This is a genomic window from Phytohabitans aurantiacus (genome assembly GCF_027923225.1).
Lineage (GTDB): Bacteria > Actinomycetota > Actinomycetes > Mycobacteriales > Micromonosporaceae > Phytohabitans > Phytohabitans aurantiacus.
In genome coordinates, this window is record NZ_BSDI01000019.1 from 89281 (window position 1) to 108309 (window position 19029).

12 protein-coding genes are annotated in these 19029 nt (G+C 71.0%); 7 read left to right on the forward strand and 5 right to left on the reverse strand.

Annotated features, from left to right (window positions below):
* The first annotated feature begins 12 nt into the window (after positions 1-12).
* The gene (locus QMG73_RS20895; RefSeq protein WP_281898137.1) at positions 13-2277 is read left to right on the forward strand and encodes a tetratricopeptide repeat protein; all 2265 of its coding nucleotides are present in this window, start codon (positions 13-15) and stop codon (positions 2275-2277) included.
* A gap of 59 nt (positions 2278-2336) precedes the next feature.
* Positions 2337-2936, forward strand: coding sequence for a ClpP family protease (locus QMG73_RS20900; protein ID WP_281898139.1), 600 nt, complete (start codon positions 2337-2339; stop codon positions 2934-2936).
* Between the two features lie 3 nt (positions 2937-2939).
* On the opposite strand, the gene QMG73_RS20905 is transcribed toward QMG73_RS20900, so the two are convergent.
* Positions 2940-3113 carry a hypothetical protein gene (locus QMG73_RS20905; RefSeq protein ID WP_281898141.1) on the reverse strand — a complete coding sequence of 58 codons (174 nt, stop codon included), beginning with the start codon at positions 3111-3113 and terminating at the stop codon, positions 2940-2942.
* Between the two features lie 100 nt (positions 3114-3213).
* Here QMG73_RS20905 and QMG73_RS20910 point away from each other — a divergent pair, with 100 nt between their 5' ends.
* Positions 3214-5034: a Xaa-Pro dipeptidyl-peptidase gene (locus QMG73_RS20910; protein WP_281898143.1), complete on the forward strand. Its 1821-nt coding sequence runs from the start codon at positions 3214-3216 to the stop codon at positions 5032-5034.
* Here QMG73_RS20910 and QMG73_RS20915 read toward each other — a convergent pair.
* Entirely contained in the window at positions 4991-6037 is a 1047-nt protein-coding gene (locus tag QMG73_RS20915; RefSeq protein ID WP_407676831.1) for an acyltransferase family protein, read from the reverse strand. The two genes, QMG73_RS20910 and QMG73_RS20915, sit on opposite strands and share 44 nt — an antisense overlap.
* A gap of 803 nt (positions 6038-6840) precedes the next feature.
* Here QMG73_RS20915 and QMG73_RS20920 point away from each other — a divergent pair.
* Complete coding sequence (locus QMG73_RS20920; protein ID WP_281898145.1) at positions 6841-7440, forward strand: hypothetical protein; 600 nt, start codon at positions 6841-6843, stop codon at positions 7438-7440.
* Positions 7441-8069: 629 nt separating this feature from the next.
* Here QMG73_RS20920 and QMG73_RS20925 read toward each other — a convergent pair.
* Complete coding sequence (locus QMG73_RS20925) at positions 8070-10994, reverse strand: glycoside hydrolase family 48 protein (RefSeq protein ID WP_281898147.1); 2925 nt, start codon at positions 10992-10994, stop codon at positions 8070-8072.
* Positions 10995-12038: 1044 nt separating this feature from the next.
* On the opposite strand from QMG73_RS20925, the gene QMG73_RS20930 reads away from it, so the two are divergent.
* Genes QMG73_RS20930 through QMG73_RS20940 form a run of 3 tightly spaced genes read left to right on the forward strand, consistent with a single transcriptional unit; the run spans position 12039 to position 16072 of the window.
* Positions 12039-13526, forward strand: a complete 1488-nt coding sequence (locus QMG73_RS20930) for a GH1 family beta-glucosidase (RefSeq protein ID WP_281898149.1) — start codon at positions 12039-12041, stop codon at positions 13524-13526.
* A 56-nt stretch (positions 13527-13582) separates the two neighbouring features.
* Complete coding sequence (locus QMG73_RS20935; RefSeq protein ID WP_281898151.1) at positions 13583-14572, forward strand: phosphotransferase family protein; 990 nt, start codon at positions 13583-13585, stop codon at positions 14570-14572.
* A 21-nt stretch (positions 14573-14593) separates the two neighbouring features.
* Entirely contained in the window at positions 14594-16072 is a 1479-nt protein-coding gene (locus QMG73_RS20940) for a serine/threonine-protein kinase (RefSeq protein ID WP_281898153.1), read from the forward strand.
* Between the two features lie 7 nt (positions 16073-16079).
* Here the strand turns inward: QMG73_RS20940 and QMG73_RS20945 are convergent, their stop codons facing one another.
* Entirely contained in the window at positions 16080-16502 is a 423-nt protein-coding gene (locus QMG73_RS20945) for a roadblock/LC7 domain-containing protein (RefSeq protein WP_265253267.1), read from the reverse strand.
* Complete coding sequence (locus tag QMG73_RS20950; protein ID WP_281898157.1) at positions 16499-18961, reverse strand: sensor histidine kinase; 2463 nt, start codon at positions 18959-18961, stop codon at positions 16499-16501. Before QMG73_RS20950 ends, QMG73_RS20945 begins: the two co-directional genes overlap by 4 nt.
* Positions 18962-19029 lie beyond the last annotated feature (68 nt).

A 19029-nucleotide genomic window follows, 5' to 3' on the forward strand; every position in this document is an offset into this window, starting at 1 on the left:
GGGGGCGCGACGGTGACGCGAGAGCCCGCGCCTCGGTGGCAACGCGTCAGCGCCGCCGCCGTCGTCATCGGCTCGCTCAGCGGCGGTATCGCCACCGACCTCATCGCCGACGCGGTGGGCAGCAACCTCGGCCCGGTCACGTGGCTGGTGGCCGGCGGGCTCGCGGCGGTCGCCGCGATCGTGCTGCTGGCACTGGAGTTCCGCAAGCGCCGCGCCGCCGAGTGGGAGGACCCGCCGCCCCCGGTGCCGCGCCAGCGCGCCGGCGTGCCCACCGACCTGCCGTACACGTACGGGTTCGCGGGGCGGGACGCCGACGTCGAATGGGCGCGCGAGGCGCTGGAGTCCGAGCACGCGGTCGCTCTCGTGGGGCGGCGCGGCGTCGGCACGTCGGCGTGCGCGGTACAGGCCGCCAACACGGTGCGGGACCGCTTCCCCGACGGGCAGATGTACCTGGACCTGCGCGCCTACGGCCGGCCGATGCGACCCCGGCAGGTGCTGGCGGCGGTCGCGCGCAAGCTCGGCGCCCGCCCGCCGCGCTCACCCCGCGCGGCCGACCTCGCCGCGACCGGTGCCGAGCTACGCGCCCGGCTCGGCGAGCGCAAGGTGCTTCTGGTACTGGACAACGTCGCCGATCCCCTTCAGGTGCGCCACCTGCTGCCGCCCGCGCCACAGGCCCGGCTGCTGATGGCAGGCGCGCCCAGCCTGTCCACTGTCGACGGTGTTGCCGTGCGGTGGCTGGGCGAGCCCGACCGCACCGACGCGGTCCGGCTGCTCGCCGACGCGCGCGCCGCCGCCGGGCGCCGCACCGCACCGTCCGAGCCGTCCACAAAGGACCTTGTCGAGCTGTGTGGCCGGCAGCCGCACGCGATCCGCGCCCTCGGGCAGCAGATCGGGCACCGCGGCTGGCGCGCCGAAGAGGTACTGGCGACGCTGCGGCACGTCGTCACCGCCCCGGCGCACCAGAAGGTGCCGCACGCCGAGGCGCTGCCGCTGCTCGCCGAGCGCGACATCGCGTACCGGGCGCTCAGCGGGCCGGCCCGCCGCCTGTTCCGGCTGCTGTCACTGGCACCCGGGCCGCTCGACCGGCCCGCCATCGCCGCCCTGCGCCGCAATCCCGACCAGGCACTGGAGGAGCTGGCCAACGGCGGGTTCGTCAGCGCGGCCGAGGGCGGGCGGTACGAGGTCCGGCCGCTGCTGTCCGGGTACGCCCGCCTGCATCTGCGCCACGACGAGCCGGCGCGGCGGCGGATCTGGGCGTACGCGCGGCTGATGCGGCACCTGGCCCGCCAAGCCGAGCGGCAGGACGCGGAGTGGCTCGTCCTGCACCACGACCTGTTGCGTGCTCTTGTCACCGCCTCACCGGACGGTCCTGCGACCATTGTGGACCCGTTGCCGCGCCGGGTACGCCGATGGTGGTTCCGGCTCGCGGTGGCGCTGTGCGCCTGGTACGCGGCGGAGAACCGCACCGACGAGTGGGAGCAGGTGTGCCAGGCGGCCCTGGGAACCCGGCTCGGCGGCGATCGGAGCGCCGTCGCCGGCTGGGCGCACAACGAGCTCGGCGTGATCCGGCGCCGTCGGGGCGACCCGCACGGCGCGGCCGCGGTACTCACGCTGGCTGTCACCGAACGCGGCCGGCGCGGGCAGGCGCAGGCCCGCACGAATCTCGCCTTGGCCCTGCTCGACCAGGGCGAGGTCGACACGGCGATCGAGCACCTGCACCGCGCGCGCGAGCACCGCTCCCCTGGCGACCGCGCCGGCCAGGCGCTGACCCATCTCGGGCTCGGCGCCGCCTACCTGGCCCGCGGCGAGCCCTCCAAGGCCCGTCACCACCTCGTGCAGGCGGCGAACGCCTTCGAGGCGGCCGGCGACCGGCGCGGGTACGCGGCCGCGCTGACCAACCTGGTGCTCGCGCAGTGGCGGCTCGGCGAGCACCTGGACGCCGCGCACGCGTGGGCGGCGGCACTGGAGGTGTACGAGGTGATCGACGACCCGGCGGGGCGGGCCGCGGCCCTGCTGAACGCCGGGGCGGCCATGGTCAACACCGACCCGCCGCGCGGCGAGCCGGCCCGCGAGCTGCTCACCGAGGCCCTGCGGCTGCGCACTCAGCGCCGCCCGGACGCCGCGCTCGGCCGTACCCTTCTCCACCTCGGCGACGCGGAGTTGGCCATGGACCACCCGACCCGCGCCCGCGAGCGCTGGCAGGACGCCGCCGGCGTCTGCGAGGAGGTGGGCGACGCGGAGGGCGCCGCGGAGGCCAACCATCGCCTGGCTGACTGAGGTGCGCTGACAGCGAACGCGTGAGACTTTGCGGTACGCGCGGCGCTAGCGTCACAGACATGACGACCCACGCCCGCGGCGGTGCCTCAGCGGCCGCATCCCTCGACGACTCTGTCTACAACAGGCTGCTCAAGGAGCGCATCGTCTTCCTCGGCAGCGAGGTCACGGACGAGGTGGCCAACCGCCTGTGCGCGCAGCTCCTGCTGCTCGCCGCCGAAGACCCCGAGCGCGACATCAGCCTCTGGATCAACTCGCCGGGCGGCTCGGTGTACGCGGGCATGGCCATTTACGACACCATGCAGTTCATCGGCAATGACGTGTCCACTGTGGCCATGGGCATGGCTGGCTCGATGGGCCAGTTCCTGCTCTGCGCCGGCACGCCCGGCAAGCGCTACGCGCTGCCGCACGCGCGAATCATCATGCACCAGCCCTCGGGCGGCATGGGCGGCACGGCAGCCGACATCGCCATCCAGGCCGAGCAGATGGTGTACACGAAGCGGATGCTGCTGGAGATGATCGCCCGCCACACCGGCCAGACGTACGAGCAGATCGTCGAAGACGCCGACCGCGACCGGTGGTTCACCGCCGAAGAGGGCGTGCGCTACGGCTTCATCGACAAGGTGATCAGCGGCGCCCGCCAGGTGCCCGCCCTGCCGTAACCCTCAGCCAGCGCTCGGCAGCACCTGATCGGGGTACGGGTCGGGCTCGGGGCGGTCGCGGCGAGGATCGGTCTCGGTCATCGGCACGACGTCTTCCGGCCTGATCCGCTCCGGCAACTCGCCGAACCGCACATGACGGAGGAAGGCGAACTCCTCATCGGTGAACGACTCGTTCATACCGTCATTGTGCCCCCGCCGTCACACTCGGGCGATAGCCTCGGGGCACATCGACGGATGGGGAGGTTTCGTTGTGCGACGGTTAATGTGCGCTGCACTTGTGGGCACGGCACTCGTCGTGGCGGCGCCGGCCACACCGGCACAGGCGGCGGGCGTGGTGATCAGCGGAGGCGTCACGCAGCCGGTGTTCGACTACGCACAGGCGATCCGCGAGCGGGTCTTCATCGAGACAGAGGTCGACAGCGACTTCGACGGGCGGCGTGACCGGGTCGAGGCGCGGATCATCCGGCCCAAGGAGACCGAGGGGCGCCTGAAGGTGCCCACGATCTTCGAGCCGAGCCCCTACTGGGCGGGCATCCACAACGTGCCCAACCACGACGACATCGACCGCGACGACCCGGGCGCCTCCGCGCGGCGGTCGAGCACCCGGTCCGAGGAAGACATCCTCTTCTACGGGTACCTCGACAACTACTTCGTGCCCCGGGGATACGCGGTCGTCGTCGCCGACAGCGTGGGCAGCGGCGGCTCCGACGGCTGCCCCACCTCCGGCGGGCGCAACGAGACCCTCGGCATGAAGGCCGTCGTCGACTGGCTGACCGGCCGGGCGCGCGGCTTCGACGAAGACGGGCGGCCGGCGGCCGCCCGGTGGTCCAGCGGCCGCGTCGGTATGACCGGCGCGTCGTACAACGGCACGCTGCCCAACGCGGTCGCCTCCACCGGCGTGCGAGGCCTTACGACCATCGTGCCCATCGCGGCCATCTCTTCCTGGTACGACTACTACCGCGCCAACGGTGGTGTGGTGGCACCCGGTGGCTTCCAGGGCGAAGACACCGACATCCTCGCCAAGGCGGTGCTGACCAGGCAGAACCCGGAGGTGTGCGCCGGCGTCATGGCCGACCTGGAGCGCGAGCAGGACCGGGAGACCGGCGACTACAGCCGGTTCTGGCGCGAGCGCGACTACCTGCCCGACGCGCACAAGGTGAAGGCCAGCGTGCTGCTCGTGCACGGCCTCAACGACTGGAACGTCAAGACGCAGCACTTCGGGCAGTGGTGGGACGCCCTCGCGGCGAACGGCGTGCCGCGCAAGATCTGGCTGCACCAGGGCGGGCACACCACCCCGTTCTACTTCCGGCGCGCGGAGTGGGTCGAGACCCTGCACCGGTGGTTCGACTACTGGCTGTACCGCGTGCGGAACGGCGTCATGTCCGAGCCGATGGCCGACGTCGAGCTCGTGCCGAACCAGTGGCAGACCTACCGCACCTGGCCGGTACCGGGCAGCAAGCCGGCGTCGTACTTCCTGGGGCCGGACGCGCTGACCCGCAAACCGGCCGGCATCGGGCAGGCGGCCACGTTCGTCGACGCGCCCAGCCGCACCGCCGAGGAGCTGGTCGAAGACCCCTCCGGCACCAACCGGCTGGCGTTCCTGACCGAGCCGCTGGCGGCGCCGCTGCACCTGTCCGGCACCCCCGAGCTCAGCGTGCGGGCCGGCCTCGACGGGCGCTCGCCGTACCTGACCGCGCTGCTCGTCGACTTTGGCGATGGCGAGCGCGTGTTCGGCAGCCGCCCCACCGGCGAGGTCGACTGCCTCGGCCCGAGCATCCCCGGCGACCCGGGCTGCTTCGAGCGGTACGTGCACAACACCGCGGTGACGCCGTACCAGATCGTCAGCCGCGGCTGGCTCGACGTGCGCAACCGCAAGTCGATCTGGCGCAGTGAGCCGATCACGCCCGGCAAGCAGTACACGTTCGAGTGGGGCATGCAGCCGCAGGATCACGTCTTCCCCGCCGGTCACCGGCTCGGCATCGTACTGATCTCGACCGACCGCGACTACACGCTGCGCTACCGGGCCGGCACCGAAGTCGACGTGACACTCGGCGTCAGCCGGGTGACGCTGCCGCTGGCGCGCGGCGGCGCGGGCTGAGCAGGCGCATGCCGGGCACCTCGACAAAGCGGTGCAGCAGCCACGCCAGCACGTAGGACGTGAGCAGCAGGCCGGCGGTCAGCCCGACCGCCGGCCACGCCCGCCAGGGCCCGCGCAGTTCAAACAGTTCCACGGCGGTCACGATGACGGTCAGGTGCACCAGGAAGAACGCGTACGAGATCTCGCCCAGGTGCACCGCGACCTTGTGCCGCCAGAACGACCGCGCCCCGCTCAGGTCGGCCAGCGCGGCGGCCGGAATGAGCAGCGCCGTCCCGACGATCGTGGCGGCGGTGTCGCGGATCTGCGCCGGCATCAGACCGACGGTGAGGTAGTTGGCGGCGAAGAGCAGCATCGCCAGGCGCAGCCCCGGTCCGCGCCACGCGCCGGCCATCACCAGGCGGGCCAGCACGATACCCAGTACGAACTCGGTCATCCGGGTCACCGGGAAGATGTACACGAACCAGCGCTCGCGGTCCGGCGACACGGCCGCCGTCGCGAGCACGGGCATCAGCCAGGCGGCGACGATGATGGCGGCGCCGATCGCGTACAGGCCAGCGGGGCGCAGCCGGCGCAGTCCCGCGTGCAGCAGCGGGAAGCACAGGTAGAAGAACATCTCGCACGACAGAGACCAGGCCACGGGGTTGATGCCAAGGTAGTAAAAATCCTTGGTGTACCAGGCGTTGACCAGCGCGGCACCGGCAAACAGCGGCTCCCAGAACACCGGCGGTATCCGGTCGGTCACCACCAGCGAGCCGACCGCGAGCGCCATCGCCACCAGATGCGCCGGATAGACCCTCGCCACCCTGCCCTGCCAAAACCGCAGCGGCCCGCGCCGCCCGACTGACCAGGTCAGCACGAAGCCCGACAGCACAAAGAAGAACGAGACGCCCAGGTCACCGGCGTCGAAGAGCAGCTTCGCGGTCCAGCGGCCGGCCGGGTCGACCAGCGGCACAAACGAGTACGCGTGCAGGCCGAACACGCCGAGTGCGGCAGCGAACCGCAATCCGGTCAGCGAGGGCAGCCGGGCAGCGGCTGATGGCTCGGCCAGGACGTCTCTCCCGCTCTAGCGACGGCACAAAACGCCATCCACCCTAAACCCCCACACCCCCACCCACCCCGCCCGCCAGCGCCGGCGCCCGCCCGCCGCACCCCACGCCAGCGCGGGCGCCCGCTCGCCGCACCCACCCCGCGCCCGCCGCGCGGGGGCGCCGCGCGCACCCACGCGCCGCGCACCGCACCACGCACTGCGCACACCCCCGCACCGCGCACACCCCACACCGCGCCGCGCCGCCCCGCTCGCGGGCGCCGCCGATCAAGGGCGAATGCACGTGATTGGATCTCTTCTCCGCGCGCGTCCACCCCCAGGCCGGCCCGGCACGGCGTGTCGCCACGCCCTGCACGCCGATCAAGGGCGAATGCACGTGGTTCGATCGCATTTCCGCGTGTATTTGCCCTTGATCGTTGCGAATGCCCTTGATCGGCGGCGGCTGCGCGGCGACCGAGGCGGGCAAGGCGGGCGCTTCGCCGGCCCGAGGCCGGCGGACGAACGAGGGCGCTTGCTCTGCGCAGGAAGCAGGACGGAGGACGGTACGCGCCCTCGATCAAACGCGATACGGCGCCGTAGATAGCGGGAGAGGCCGCCACGGGGGAAGCGGCCTCTCCACTCATCACGGTACCCCCAATTTCACGTTCGCGGGAGAGCGCCGTGAGTCTCTGTCCTTCCAGCCGGTCGGGCGGCCCGGGGTGGAACGGCAGTGACTAGAGTGGCGGCCGGTCCGCTTGATCGCCTGAAGGAGGCCCGCGCCCGTGCCCGACGACGTCACCGCACCGTCCGATCGTCCGGTGACCCGAGTCCGGCTCCCACGGATGGTGCGCGACTACGCCTGGTTGGCCGCCGCGATCGGGCTCGGTGTCGTGGTACTGCTCTGCTCGGTGCCGTTCGTGTCGGGTACCGGACTCACGTGGAACTCGGCTGAGCCGGTGGCGGTCGCGAGCAGTGCACCCGGCGCGACGCCCGATTTGACCACGCCCACGGCGGCGCCGTCGCCGTCCGCGACGCCGAAGCCCTCCCCCAGCCGGACCACGCAGGCGCCGCGCAAGCGCGCCACCGCCTCGCCGACGACGGCGGCCCCGCGCCCGTCCACCTCGACCGCCGCCGTGCTGACCGTGCTGGGGCCGCAGTCCGGTGACGGGTTGTGGCAGCTGGTCGGCGGCTACTGCCAGCGCGACGAGGCCTGGGCGAAGCCGGGCGAGAACGGCGACGGGAACTGGTGGTGCCAGCGCTGGAACCGCTCACCGGAGGTCGTCGACATGTCCGCGGCGTGCCTGGCCACGTACGGTCGCGGCGCCTTCGCCGAGACCTCGAACCGGCGCGATCCCTTCTCGTGGCGCTGCTACCGCCGCTGACCGCGCGCCCGACGGGGCAGAAGGCGCAGCGTCCGCACCCGCGAGCCGCAGCGGAACAACGAACAGCGCCGCCGCGAGCGCGCCGGAACAACGGACCGCGTCCGCCGCCGCAAGCCGCAGCGGAACGGCGAACAGCCTCCGCCGCCGCGGGCGCGCGGCGCCCGCCGATCAAGGGCATTCGCAACGATCAAGGGCAAATACACGCGAAAAGAGATCCAAGCGCGTGCGTTCGCCCTTGATCGACGGAAGCGGCGTGGCGACACGCCGTGCCGGGCCGGCCTGAGGGCGAACACACGCGGAAAAGAGATCCAACCACGTGCATTCGCCCTTGATCGACGGAAATCAGCGCGCCGCGCGGAAAACGCGCTCAGCGCGCCGCGCGGAAAGCGCGCAGGGCGCGCCGCAATGGAGCCGGGCGGGTGCACCGTGGTGCACCCGCCCGGAGGTCTTGTAGGGGGTGGTGGGCCGACCGGACCGCTGCGTTGGCCAATCCGGCCGGCCCACCACTGGTTGGCCTGACCGTGGGAATCAGGCCGCTAGCCAGCCCGACCGTGGGAATCGGACTGTCTATTGGGGCTCCGGGATGAGGGGGAAGGAGAGACCCCTCATCCCGGGGCGGCTCATCGGAGTCAGTCCCCGATCAGCCGGTCGTAGTCGTGCAGTGCCATGGCGACGTCCACCTGCGCCCAGAACCGGTGGTAGTTGAACGTTGGTACGGCGCCGCCGTTCAGGTACGCCTGCACCTTCGGCCAGTCCGCGTCGTTCCGCAGGAACGAGCGGATGCTGAGGAAGGTGCTGTTGGAGTTGATCGGGTCACCGTTCGGCATGACGCCCGAGTAGCCCGGCGGGATGTACAGGCCCTGGCCGGTGCTGGCGTTGTAGGCGTCGTCGAAGCGGTTGTAGTCGGCCTTGGTCTCCGGCACCGACACGCCCTTGGCATCCTTGTGGAGCAGGAGCGCGTCGAGCAGCCCCTTCGCGGTGGCCTGGGCCTGGGTGTTGCCGGACTTCGCGCCGTAGTAGATCAGCGTCCGGGCGTACGCGCCGGCGACACCGACGTCCTGGGTACGGTCGACGACCGTGACGCGCAGGTTGGCGTTGTTGACCGACGTGGTGCTGCTGGTCCAGTTGCCACCCGGCATACCGCTCCAGCTCAGCGTCGACGGGATCTGGTAGTTCGACCCGCTGACCGTGGTGTTGGCGATGGCCCACGCGACCCACTTGTCGAGCAGCGCCTTGGCCTGCGCGTTGCCGGTCTCGTGGTAGTACTCGGCGACGCGCTCCATGCTCCACGCCTGGAAGCCGAACCACTGGTTCGACGGCGGGTCGTGGTAGACGGGCTTGTCGTCGTACACCATGCCGTAGAAGGTCGGGCGGCCGGCCGGGCGGGCGCTGTAGTCGCCGTTCCAGCTGTTGGTCGCGCCACCGGCGATCGCGCCGTCGGCCGACTGCAGCCAGGTGTAGAACTGGATCTGCCGGTTGAGGCTGGTCGCCCAGTCACCCTGCGCCGACGCGGACCGCGGGATCAGCTCCGGTGTGGTCGACAGCGCCCAGGCCGCGAACGGGTTCTGGTAGCCGCCGTGGTTGTGGCTGGAGCCGATGCGCCACGCCCAGTTGCTGCTGCCCTGCGGGCCGCCCCAGGCGTAGTACCAGGAGAGAAGGTACGCGGAGCTGCTCTTGCCGGTGCCCGCGGCGCAGGTCGGCGAGGCGCAGCCAGGGTTCTTGTAGTACTTGTCGTACATCGCGTACCGCAGGTAGTCGCCCATCTGGGCGGCCTTCTGGATGGTCGGCGCGATGGCCGACTGCTGGCCCTGCTCCTTGGCCCACTTCAGCGCCCAGTACGCGGCCTGGATGGCGCGCGCGTCGGCGTCGGGGGCGTTGGTGTAGCGCCACTGCTGGGTGTAGGACGAGTCACCGAGGAAGATCGGCAGGTACCCGCCGTTGCCCGTGCGGCCGAAGTTGAACGTCTCGCAGGAGGGGTGCGGCACGGTCTCGAAGACCGACTCCTGCGGGCCGCGCTGGTAGGTGTTGATGTACGCCGGGCGGGTCGTGCGGTCGCCGCACTTGCCGAAGCCGTACACGTTGTCGACGTCGAGCAGCCAGTGCATGCCGTACACGCGGTTGCTGCCGTAGGTCTGGGTCAGCTCGTTGTAGAGCGGGTCCTGGCCGACGGGGACCGTCGAGTCGAGCTTGCCGCCCTGCTGGGGGTACAGGCTGGGCTGGTTTGCCTCGGGCGCGTAGTCGGCCGGGTCGTTCGGGTTGTAGCCACCCTGCGTCTCGGTCGGGATGATGTAGCGCTCCATGACCGCCCAGGCGTTGTTGAAGGGCGCCCAGTTCTCGGTGGCACGGCCGTACATCGCCTCCAGCGACAGCCAGTAGCTGAACGCCTCGGAGGTGGTCTCGTGACCGTGGTCGGGCGCCTCAGCGAGCAGCGTCTCGACGGAGTGGTACGGGATGCCCTCGGGGCTGAAGTAGCCGCTGGCCGGTGCCTTGATCTTGTTGTACAGCTCCAGGAACTCCTCGCCGTACTGGCCCGGCCCCTGGGTGTTCTCGTCGTCCTGGACCGTCACCGCGGTGACCGACGGCGTGTAGTTGGTGGCGCTGGCGGTGATGGACGCCGTGTCGTTGGTGGCGTCGGCGTCCTGCGCCGCGTTCACCGGGACGTTGACGCCCGTGCTCCAGTTCTGGGGCGTGATCGTCGCGCTGGGGGCGCCGAGGGTGACGTCGGCGTCGCCGGTCTTGGCGAGGTTGACGGTCACGTTGCCGGTCGGCGCGGCGCTCAGCTTGACGTTCAGGGCGGAGCTGCTGCCCTCGGCCACCGTCAGGGTCGGCGGCGTGACGACGCTGTTGGTACTGGTGCCGGTGACGGTGAACGCGACCTCGTCGGTGCCGGTGAGGCCGGCGCTGTCATACGCCCGAGCCTGTGCGGTGTACGAACCGGCGGGCAGGCCGTTCATCATGTACTCGTACGGCGCCGCGCTGTCGGTGTTGATCAGCATGCCGTTGCGGTAGAACTCGACGCGCGCGATCGGGCCCTCGGCATCCGTCGCGGTGGCCGCGAGGTTGACGTTGGCCGGCGCGGTGAAGTTCGCGTTGTCGGCAGGGCTGGTGATGTTGACGGTCGGCGCGGTGTTGGCCGCCCCGTTGCACGTGACACCGTTGATCGTGAATGCCGTCGGCTTGGCGTTGGTGCCGGAGTACGAGGCGTTGAAACCGATCGACGTCTGCGCGCCGGTGGCGAGGTTGCCGTTCCACGACAGGTTCGTGGCGGTGACCTGGTTGCTGCCGGCGGCCTGGCTCCAGGTGGCCGACCATCCTTGCGTGATGCGCTGGTTGCCCGGGAACGTAAAGCCCAGCCTCCAGCTCGTGAGCGGGTCACCGACGTTCTTGATCGTCACGTTCGCGGTGAAGCCGGTACTCCAGTCGTTGGTCGTATAGACAACGTCGCAGGAGGTCGCGGCGTAGGCCATGCCGACTGGTATGCCGACCATCCCGCCCGCGACCAACGCGCCAGCGGCCACCATGGCCACTCGGCGTTTTCTTGCGGTGAGCTTCATCGTGGGGTGTCTCCTCGCGGACCTGGCCGAGCCCGTGGGGCCTCGGCGGGGCACCTTCTACGCGATGGTGAGAGCGGCGCGTAGGGCGGAAGGCGCTGGTTACGTGGGGCAGCCCGTCCCGGACCGGGTGGCGAACGACGCACGCCGTTCACATTTGGGCGCCGTTCCCGATGGGGATGCCCTCGGCGGCCCGCCGCTCGCGCAGTTGTTTGGCTCCCTTGCGCGGTGTTCGACAGTCTTGCATGGGAGCGCTCCCGCAGCAAGAGACGGCTTTTTCCCGTCCCTCGTGACATCGACAGACGTGCCCTGACCTGCGATCTAGCGGCACAGTGGAGTTTCACAAGGGTTGGCGTGTTGTTTCGATCTTGTTTTGGGTCTTTCACAAACCCGTGACGCGGACTACAGTCCTCACCAACGTCGATGGGAGCGCTTCCATTGATGTCAATGCAAGTACATGGGACTGTACCGACACCGACGGTCCAGTCCCCAGCCATCTCAGCCGCAGAGCTGACGGCGGGCCAGCCCGGACTCCGCCGCCAGCGTCTCACCCCCCGGTCGAGAGGAGGTGGAACCAGAGCCACTCGCGTGGCCCGGCTCCCGCGCGACATGTGTGTCGAGGAGGCAGATTCCTCAGACGCCATGTTTGTAACGATGGTGGGGACGGGGGTTGCCCTCCCCGTCCCCACGCTAAGCCCCTCATAAAGGAGGGGAATCGGTCGACTGCGCTTAACCGGTCGACCGAGTCGGCATTATCGGCAATCGGACGTGCCTTACCTCTCGCCACCGACCACCAGACAGCCACCCTGGTCGGTCAGCGCCGACCGACATCTGCCACCTCTTTAGTTCCACCCTGACGCACGGCGCCGCCGCCGCGCGCGCCAGGGCCGGTGCACGCCGCCCTCAGCGGCCAGCCGGCCAGCGATGTAACCGGAGCACCGGGCGCATCGCTACCCGATCACCCCATTTCCATCTGCCACGATCCGGGTTAGCCTTGGGAGCGCTCCCAGACCATGGGGATGGGAACACCACCGAGGAGACCCGAAGATGTCCGTACCCACCAGGCGGCACGATGACCGCCCCGCCGTGCAGTCCGCGTCCGGTGTGTTACCGGCGCCCGCGTCGAACGGCGCCGCCCACGAGGCCAGCCCCGCCGATGGCGCCGACTCCACCCGGACCGACCAGCACTTCCCAGGACCCGAGCCGGATGCCCGGCTCGGTTTGGCGTTTCCGGAAGGATTCGGCTGGGGAGCAGCCACGTCCGCGTACCAGATCGAGGGCGCCACAAAGGACGACGGCCGCGGTGAGTCGGTGTGGGACACCTTCAGTCACACGCCGGGCAAGACCCGCAACGGCGACACCGGTGACATCGCCGTCGACCACTACCACCGGTACCCGCAAGACCTGGACCTGATGCGCGACCTCGGGTTGCGCTCGTACCGGTTCTCGATCTCCTGGCCGCGCATCCAGGCAGACGGCACCGGCGAGCCCAACCAGCGCGGTCTCGACTTCTACCGCCGCCTGGTGGATGGGCTGCACGAGCGCGGCATCGAGCCGATGGCGACGCTCTTCCACTGGGACACGCCACAGGCGCTGCAGGACAAGGGCGGCTGGGCATCGCGTGCGACGGCGTACCGGTTCGCCGACTACGCCGAGGCCGTCTACGCGGCCCTCGGCGACGCCGTGCCGGTATGGCTGACCATCAACGAGCCCAAGACGGTCGTCCAGAACGGGTACATCCAGGCCCACCACGCGCCCGGCATCCCCGACGAGCCCACGGCCTACCAGGTCGCGCACCACCTCCAGCTCGCGCACGGCCTCGCGGTGCAGCGGCTGCGCGGCATGAACAGCAACATCCGGATCGGGCCGGCGTTCAACCTGCACCCCTGCTACCCGGCCGACGACAGCCCCGAGGCGCTCGCCGCCACGCGACTCTACGACGGGTACGAGAACCGGCTCTACCTCGACTCCGCCCTGCGCGGCCACTACCCCGCCGACGTGCTCGCCGCCCAGGGGCCCGACAGCCCGTTCGCGAAGTCCATCCAGGACGGTGACCTGGAGATCATCAACACCCCGGTCGACCTGCTCGCCGTGCAGTACTACACGCCGATCTACGTCAAGGGCGACGGCAGCACCGAGCAGCGGCACGCCACCACCAAGGCGTTCTGGCAGCAGATCTACCCCGAGGGCATGTACGACATCCTCACCCGGGTGCACCGCGACTACGGCCCGATCCCGCTCACCGTCACCGAAAACGGCCTGCCCTGCCCCGATGTGCTCGGGCCGGAAAACGACATCGACGACGTCGAGCGGGTCGCGTTCCTGCGCGACCACTTCGCCGCCGCGCACCGGGCGATCGGCGACGGCGTGCCGCTGGAGAGCTACCACGTCTGGTCGCTGCTCGACAACTTCGAGTGGGACCAGGGTTACGAGGAGCGCTGGGGGCTCATCTACGTCGACTACGCCACCCAGCAGCGCATCCTCAAGCGCAGCGCCCGCTGGTACCAGCGAGTGATCGCGGAAAACGCGGTCTGACCTTATCTTTCATGGGGGCGCGCGTCGCGCGCCCCCATGTTTCTTTGGAGGACCGCTTGCAGAGCCTGACCAAACGCCAGATCACCGAGGACGAGCTGGTCGCGCTGGTGCGGCGTGGCTTCGGCTCCACCGCGGCCCTGGACGAATGGCGCGAGCTCACCAACGGCACCTACAACGCCGCGTACTCGGTCGCCGTCGACGGGCGCCCGCTGGTGCTCAAGGTCGCACCGCCGCCCGGGCTCGACCTGCTCACCCACGAGGTCGACCTCATGCGCACCGAGGCCGACTTCTACCGCCGCGCCGCGGTCGCCGGCATCCCCGTGCCCGAGGTGGTGTTCGCCGACTTCGACCGCACGCTCATCGGCAGCGACTACGCCTTCCTCAGCCTAGTGCCGGGCGCCGACCTGCACACCAGCAAAGACGGCCTGACGGCCGCCCAGATCGCGGTGGCGCGCGCGGAGGTCGCCGCGATCACCGCCCGCCTGCATGCCATCACCGGTCCCGGGTACGGGTACCCGTTGCGCGGCAGCAACAGTTGGCAGCGATCGTGGCGGGCGGCGTTCGGCGCGATGGTCGACGACCTGTTGGCCGACGCGTCACGCCTGGGCAAGCCGCTGCCCGCCGCGCCCGAGCGGATCGGCGAGCTGCTGCGCCGCCACGCCGACGTACTGGACGATGTGGACCGTCCCGCGTTGGTCCACTTCGACCTGTGGGACGGCAACGTCTTCGTCGACTCCAACGGCCGGGTCACCGGTCTGATCGACGGCGAACGGGCATTTTTCGGTGACCCGGTGGCCGAGTTCGTATCGCTGGCCCTCTTTCGCGATCTGGCCGACGCGCCCGAGCTGCTCGCCGGGTACGCCGAAGGCAGCGGAGCGCCGTTCGCCCTGACCAGCAGCGTGCGGCGGCGCCTCAACCTCTACACCACGTACCTCTACGTAATCATGGCGATCGAAGGAGCGACCCGTGGTTGGGACGGCCCCGAGCGCGACAGTTACGAGGCGTGGCTGAGCGAGCGCCTTGAGGCACAGTTGGCGATGCTCTGAACGTCGGACACACTTAGCGGCATGACGTTCGCGCCCGGGCTGCTCTTGCACGACCGGTACGACATCGTCGAACAGATCGGCGTCGGCGGGATGTCCGAGGTCTGGCTGGCCATCGACCAGGTGCTCGACCGGCCGGTGGCGGTCAAGGCGCTCACCGCGACCTTCGAAGACGACCCCGATCTGATGGCCGCCACGTGGCGCGAGGCAAGAGCCACGGCGAAGCTCACCCACCCGCACGTCACCCAGGTCTACGACTACGGTGAGGAAACGCTGCGTAACGGCGCCATCGTGCCGTTCCTGGTGATGGAGCTGCTCGAAGGGCAGAATCTCGCCGACCGGCTCACCCAGGGCCCGCTGCCCTGGCCCGACGCCGTGCGGATGGCCGCCCAGGTCGCGTCCGGCCTCGCCGCCGCACACCGGATGGGTGTCGTTCACCGAGACGTCAAACCCGGCAACGTCATGCTGACCGACACCGGCGCGAAGGTGCTCGACTTCGGCATCGCCGCGTTCTCCGGCACCCGCCCCGACGTCGACGGCGCGTGGCTGGTCGGCACGCCCGCGTACGCCGCGCCGGAGCGGCTCACCGCCGGCCCGCCCGACCCCGCCGCCGACGTGTACGCCCTCGGCGCCCTGCTGTACGAGGCGCTGACCGGCGAACCGCCGCTGCCGGTGGTCACCTGGGACGAGGCCGAAGCCGCCCACCGGATGGGGCCCACGTTCGCCCCGCCCACCGTGCCCGATCTCCCGCCCGCGGTGGCGGCCCTGAGCCTCGCCTGCCTGTCGCGCGACCCTGGCCGCCGCCCGCGTGCCCAACAGGTCGCCGACGCGCTCGAGGCGGCCGCCACACCGGCCAAGGAACGCCGCTCCGTCGACATCCGCCGTCCCGCCGGCCCGACGTACCAGCGGGGCGTGGCCCGGGCAGCGGCGGCGCCCAGCGACTCGTTCTCCGGTGACGCCCGCTATCCCGGCGGCGGTCGGGCGCCGTCTGCCGGGCCGCGCACCGCCATAGCCCGCGCGGTTCCCTCGTCTGCCCCGCCGCCTCGCCCGGGCGCCGTGGTCGCACCCCGGCGCCGCCGCCTGCGGCCCTCGCTGATGCTGCTCACCGGCCTGCTCCTGGCCGGCGGCCTGACAGCGGCGGCGATAGCGTCGTTCGTGCCGCCTCAGGACCCCGGCGCCGCGGGCCGGCCGCGCGCCACCGGCCCCGCCCGCCCGGGCACCGCCGCGCCAGAGCCGACGCAGACGTCACCGGCCCAGGTGGTGGCCCTGGTCGACGAGACCCTGGAAGCCGCGATCGCCGCCGGCCGGGTCGAAGACGACGCGGCAGACGACCTGCGCGACGGCGTCGACGACCTGCGCCAGACCCTCGGCCGCGACCCCGACGACCTGCGTCGCGAGGCCGCCGAACTCCTCGAACAGATCAACGAGTTCACCGAGGACTCGCTGGATCAGGAGGCCAGGTTCGAACTGACCCTGGCCCTGAACCCACTCCTGTCGACCTAGCGGCGACCTAACGGGGCAGGGCGCCCTGTAGCTCGGCGCGGAGAGCGGGGGTCAACATCTCGCCGGCCTGCTTGGCCAGCCGCGCCATCTCGTATCCCACCACGCCGATGTCGGCGTCGCCCGCCGCCAGCGTCGCCAGGATCGAACCGTCGCGGATGGCCATCACCAGGAAGTACCCGCGCCCGAGCTCGACCACGGTCTGCTTGACCACGTCGTTGTCGAACATCTGCGCGGCGCCCATGGTGATGCTCATCAGGCCGGACGTCACGGCGGCCAGCTTGTCGGCGTGGCCGCGCGGCAGGTGGCCGGAAACGGCGACGAGCAACCCATCGGAGGAGACCACGATCGCGTGCGCCACGCCTGGCGTACGGTCGGCGAACGCGCTGACCAGCCAGCTCAGATCTCGCGCGTCTTGACTGAGCTCACTCATCGTGCCTCCTGGTTCACGTGCCCCGCGACGAGCCTCGCGGCGGTGTCGGTCGTATCCTCGGCCTCCGCCCTACGCACTCCCCCGTAGAACCTGGCGAGCATGCTCCCGACCGCCTCCGGGTCCGGCTCCGGCAGCCCCTGGGGTGCTGGCGGCGCCGGAGTGTCGGCCTGGTCGGGAAGTTGTGCCATCGGTACCCGCGCTGGCAGGCCGCTGGCCATGACGCCGCCGGTGACCGGGGTCGCCGGTGGCGGTGTGGAGCCGAGTTCGGGCTCGGCGCCGGTCGGTGGCTCCCCCGACCACCACGTGCTGCCGGTGGCGGACGCGGTGGCGCCGGCCGACTTGAGCACGTCTTCCGCGCGGGTCGGTTGGGTCCGCCGCGCGGCGGACAGAGCCGCGGCGCCACCCGCGCCGCTAGAACCAGTGCTGCCCCCAGCACCGGCACCGACCAACGATCCGGCCCCGATCACCGCTGGGGCCACGTTCAAGCGAAGTTCCCGGCTCACCGAGTCGGGCACGGCCGCCGCCACGGCGGTCAGCATCGGCCGGGCGGCCGGCTCCGGCAGCTCGCGCGGCGGCGGCGCGGGTGCCAGCAGGGCGGGCGCGAGCCGTACCGTCGCCACCAGCCCTCGATTGGCTCCCGCGCTGAGCTGTACTCGAATGCCGTGCCGCGCGGCCAAGTGGCTGACCACGAAGTGGCCCATGCGCTCGGACGCCGCCACGTCGGCGGCCGGCGGCTCGGCGAGCAGCGCGTTGGCCTCGCGGATCGCCTTGTCGGTCATGCCGAGACCCTCGTCGGTGATCTCGATGACCGCGCTGCGCCCGGGTGCGGACTGTGCCGTGATGTGCACCGGCACGAACGGCGGTGAGAAGTGCGTGGCGTTTTCCAGCAGCTCGGCGAGCAAGTGCACGAGGTCGCCGACGGCGTGGCCGACGACCCACACCTGGTCGAAGGCGTCCTGCCGGACCCTCGTGTACTCCTCGATCTCCGCGGCGGCGGCGAGCACGACCGTGGAGAGCGCGACGGGCTCGTTCCACCGGCGGCGCGCCTCGGTGCCGGCGAGCACCAGCAGGCTCTCGTCGTTGCGTCGCATGCGCGCGGCGAGGTGGTCGAGCTTGAACAGGTTGGCGAGCTGGTCGGGGTCGACCTCGCTCTTCTCCAGCTCGTCGAGGAGTTCGAGCTGCCTTTCGACCAGTACCTGGCTGCGGCGGGCCAGGTTGACGAACATGGCGTTGACGTTGCGCCGCATGGCGGCCTGCTCGATGGCCAGGTTGACGGCGCTGCGGTGTACGGCGACGAACGCCTCCGACACCTCGCCGACCTCGTCCATCGAGCGGACCGCCGATGGCGACACCTCGATGGTGGGCACGCCGGCGTTGACGGCGCGCAGCCGTTCCAGCGCGTCGGGCAGCTCCTGCTGGGCGACCTGGAGGGCGTGCCCGCGCAGTACCCGCAGCGACCGGGCGATCGAACGGCCGATGGCGACCGAGATGAGCAGGGCGATGACCAGTACGAACAGCACCGCGCCCGCGACCAGGATGGTGGTGCGCAGCTGGGCGCCGCTGCGCGAGCTGGCCTCGTCGACAGCGTCGCCGAGCACATCGCGCTCGACCTCGCGCAGCAGGTCGTGCCGGTCTTCGCTGAGCGACCACCAGCGGAACGGGTCGAGCACCGCCGCGCCGCCGGTGCCGCTGGGGATGGTGGTCTGCTCCATCGCCACCGCGGCGGCGAACTTGGGGTCCCGTGCCGCCTGGTCGTACCGCTCGAGTTGGGCGTCGGTGGCCGCAGCCTGGAAGTCGGCGACCGCGGCGAGCTGCTGGGCCCGCAGGTCGGTGAGCTCGACCTGGTCGGTGGGGCCGTACCGGCCGGCGCTGGCGGCCGCGAAGAGCTTGGCGCGCAGCTGGGAGCTGACCTCCTTGATGCGGGACAGCTCGACGTACCGCACCACGATCTCGTTGAGCTCGGGCCGCTCGACACCGGGAGTGGGCTGGGCGAGCAGCGTGAGCAGCGCGTCGATGCCGCGCGTGTAGGTGTCGAACACGGTCTGTGTGCTCACCGCGCCGCTGGACACCGAACCGCGCAGCGTGCCGAGGTCGTCGAGCGCGTCGGTGGCCCGGTTGTACGACGTGCGCCAGGCGGCGGCGCCACCGGCGAGCGGCTCGGCGGCGGAGCGGAACTCGGCGGCCGACCGGTCGGAAACCTCCTGGTACTGCTGGAGATCCGCCTCGACCTGAGGGGTGGTCGACTTGTTGGCCGCCAGCGCGGCCAGGTCGCCGGCCGTGCGGTCACGCTCGGTCTGCAGGTCGTGCACCAGCGTGGTGATCTGCTGGCCGACCGCGACCTCGTCGGCGAACTCGTCGAGCACGGTCGCCTGGCCGATCAGCGAGAACGTCTGCACGCCCGCGACGACCATGAAGGCCAGCGACGGGATCACCAGCACCGTGGCGAGTTTCGTGCGCATACGCCAATCGCGTACATGCACGCGCGAACGCCGACGATGCGGGATAACCCGGACATCCAACTTTCGGC

Bases quoted from the DNA above. Each gene is read 5' to 3' on its own strand.
- QMG73_RS20930 (WP_281898149.1), top strand. From the start codon at position 12,039: ATGTCCGTACCCACCAGGCGGCACGATGACCGCCCCGCCGTGCAGTCC.
- QMG73_RS20900 (WP_281898139.1), top strand. From the start codon at position 2,337: ATGACGACCCACGCCCGCGGCGGTGCCTCAGCGGCCGCATCCCTCGAC.
- QMG73_RS20945 (WP_265253267.1), bottom strand. From the start codon at position 16,502: ATGAGTGAGCTCAGTCAAGACGCGCGAGATCTGAGCTGGCTGGTCAGC.
- QMG73_RS20905 (WP_281898141.1), bottom strand. From the start codon at position 3,113: ATGAACGAGTCGTTCACCGATGAGGAGTTCGCCTTCCTCCGTCATGTG.
- QMG73_RS20925 (WP_281898147.1), bottom strand. From the start codon at position 10,994: ATGAAGCTCACCGCAAGAAAACGCCGAGTGGCCATGGTGGCCGCTGGC.
- QMG73_RS20950 (WP_281898157.1), bottom strand. From the start codon at position 18,961: ATGCGCACGAAACTCGCCACGGTGCTGGTGATCCCGTCGCTGGCCTTC.
- QMG73_RS20940 (WP_281898153.1), top strand. From the start codon at position 14,594: ATGACGTTCGCGCCCGGGCTGCTCTTGCACGACCGGTACGACATCGTC.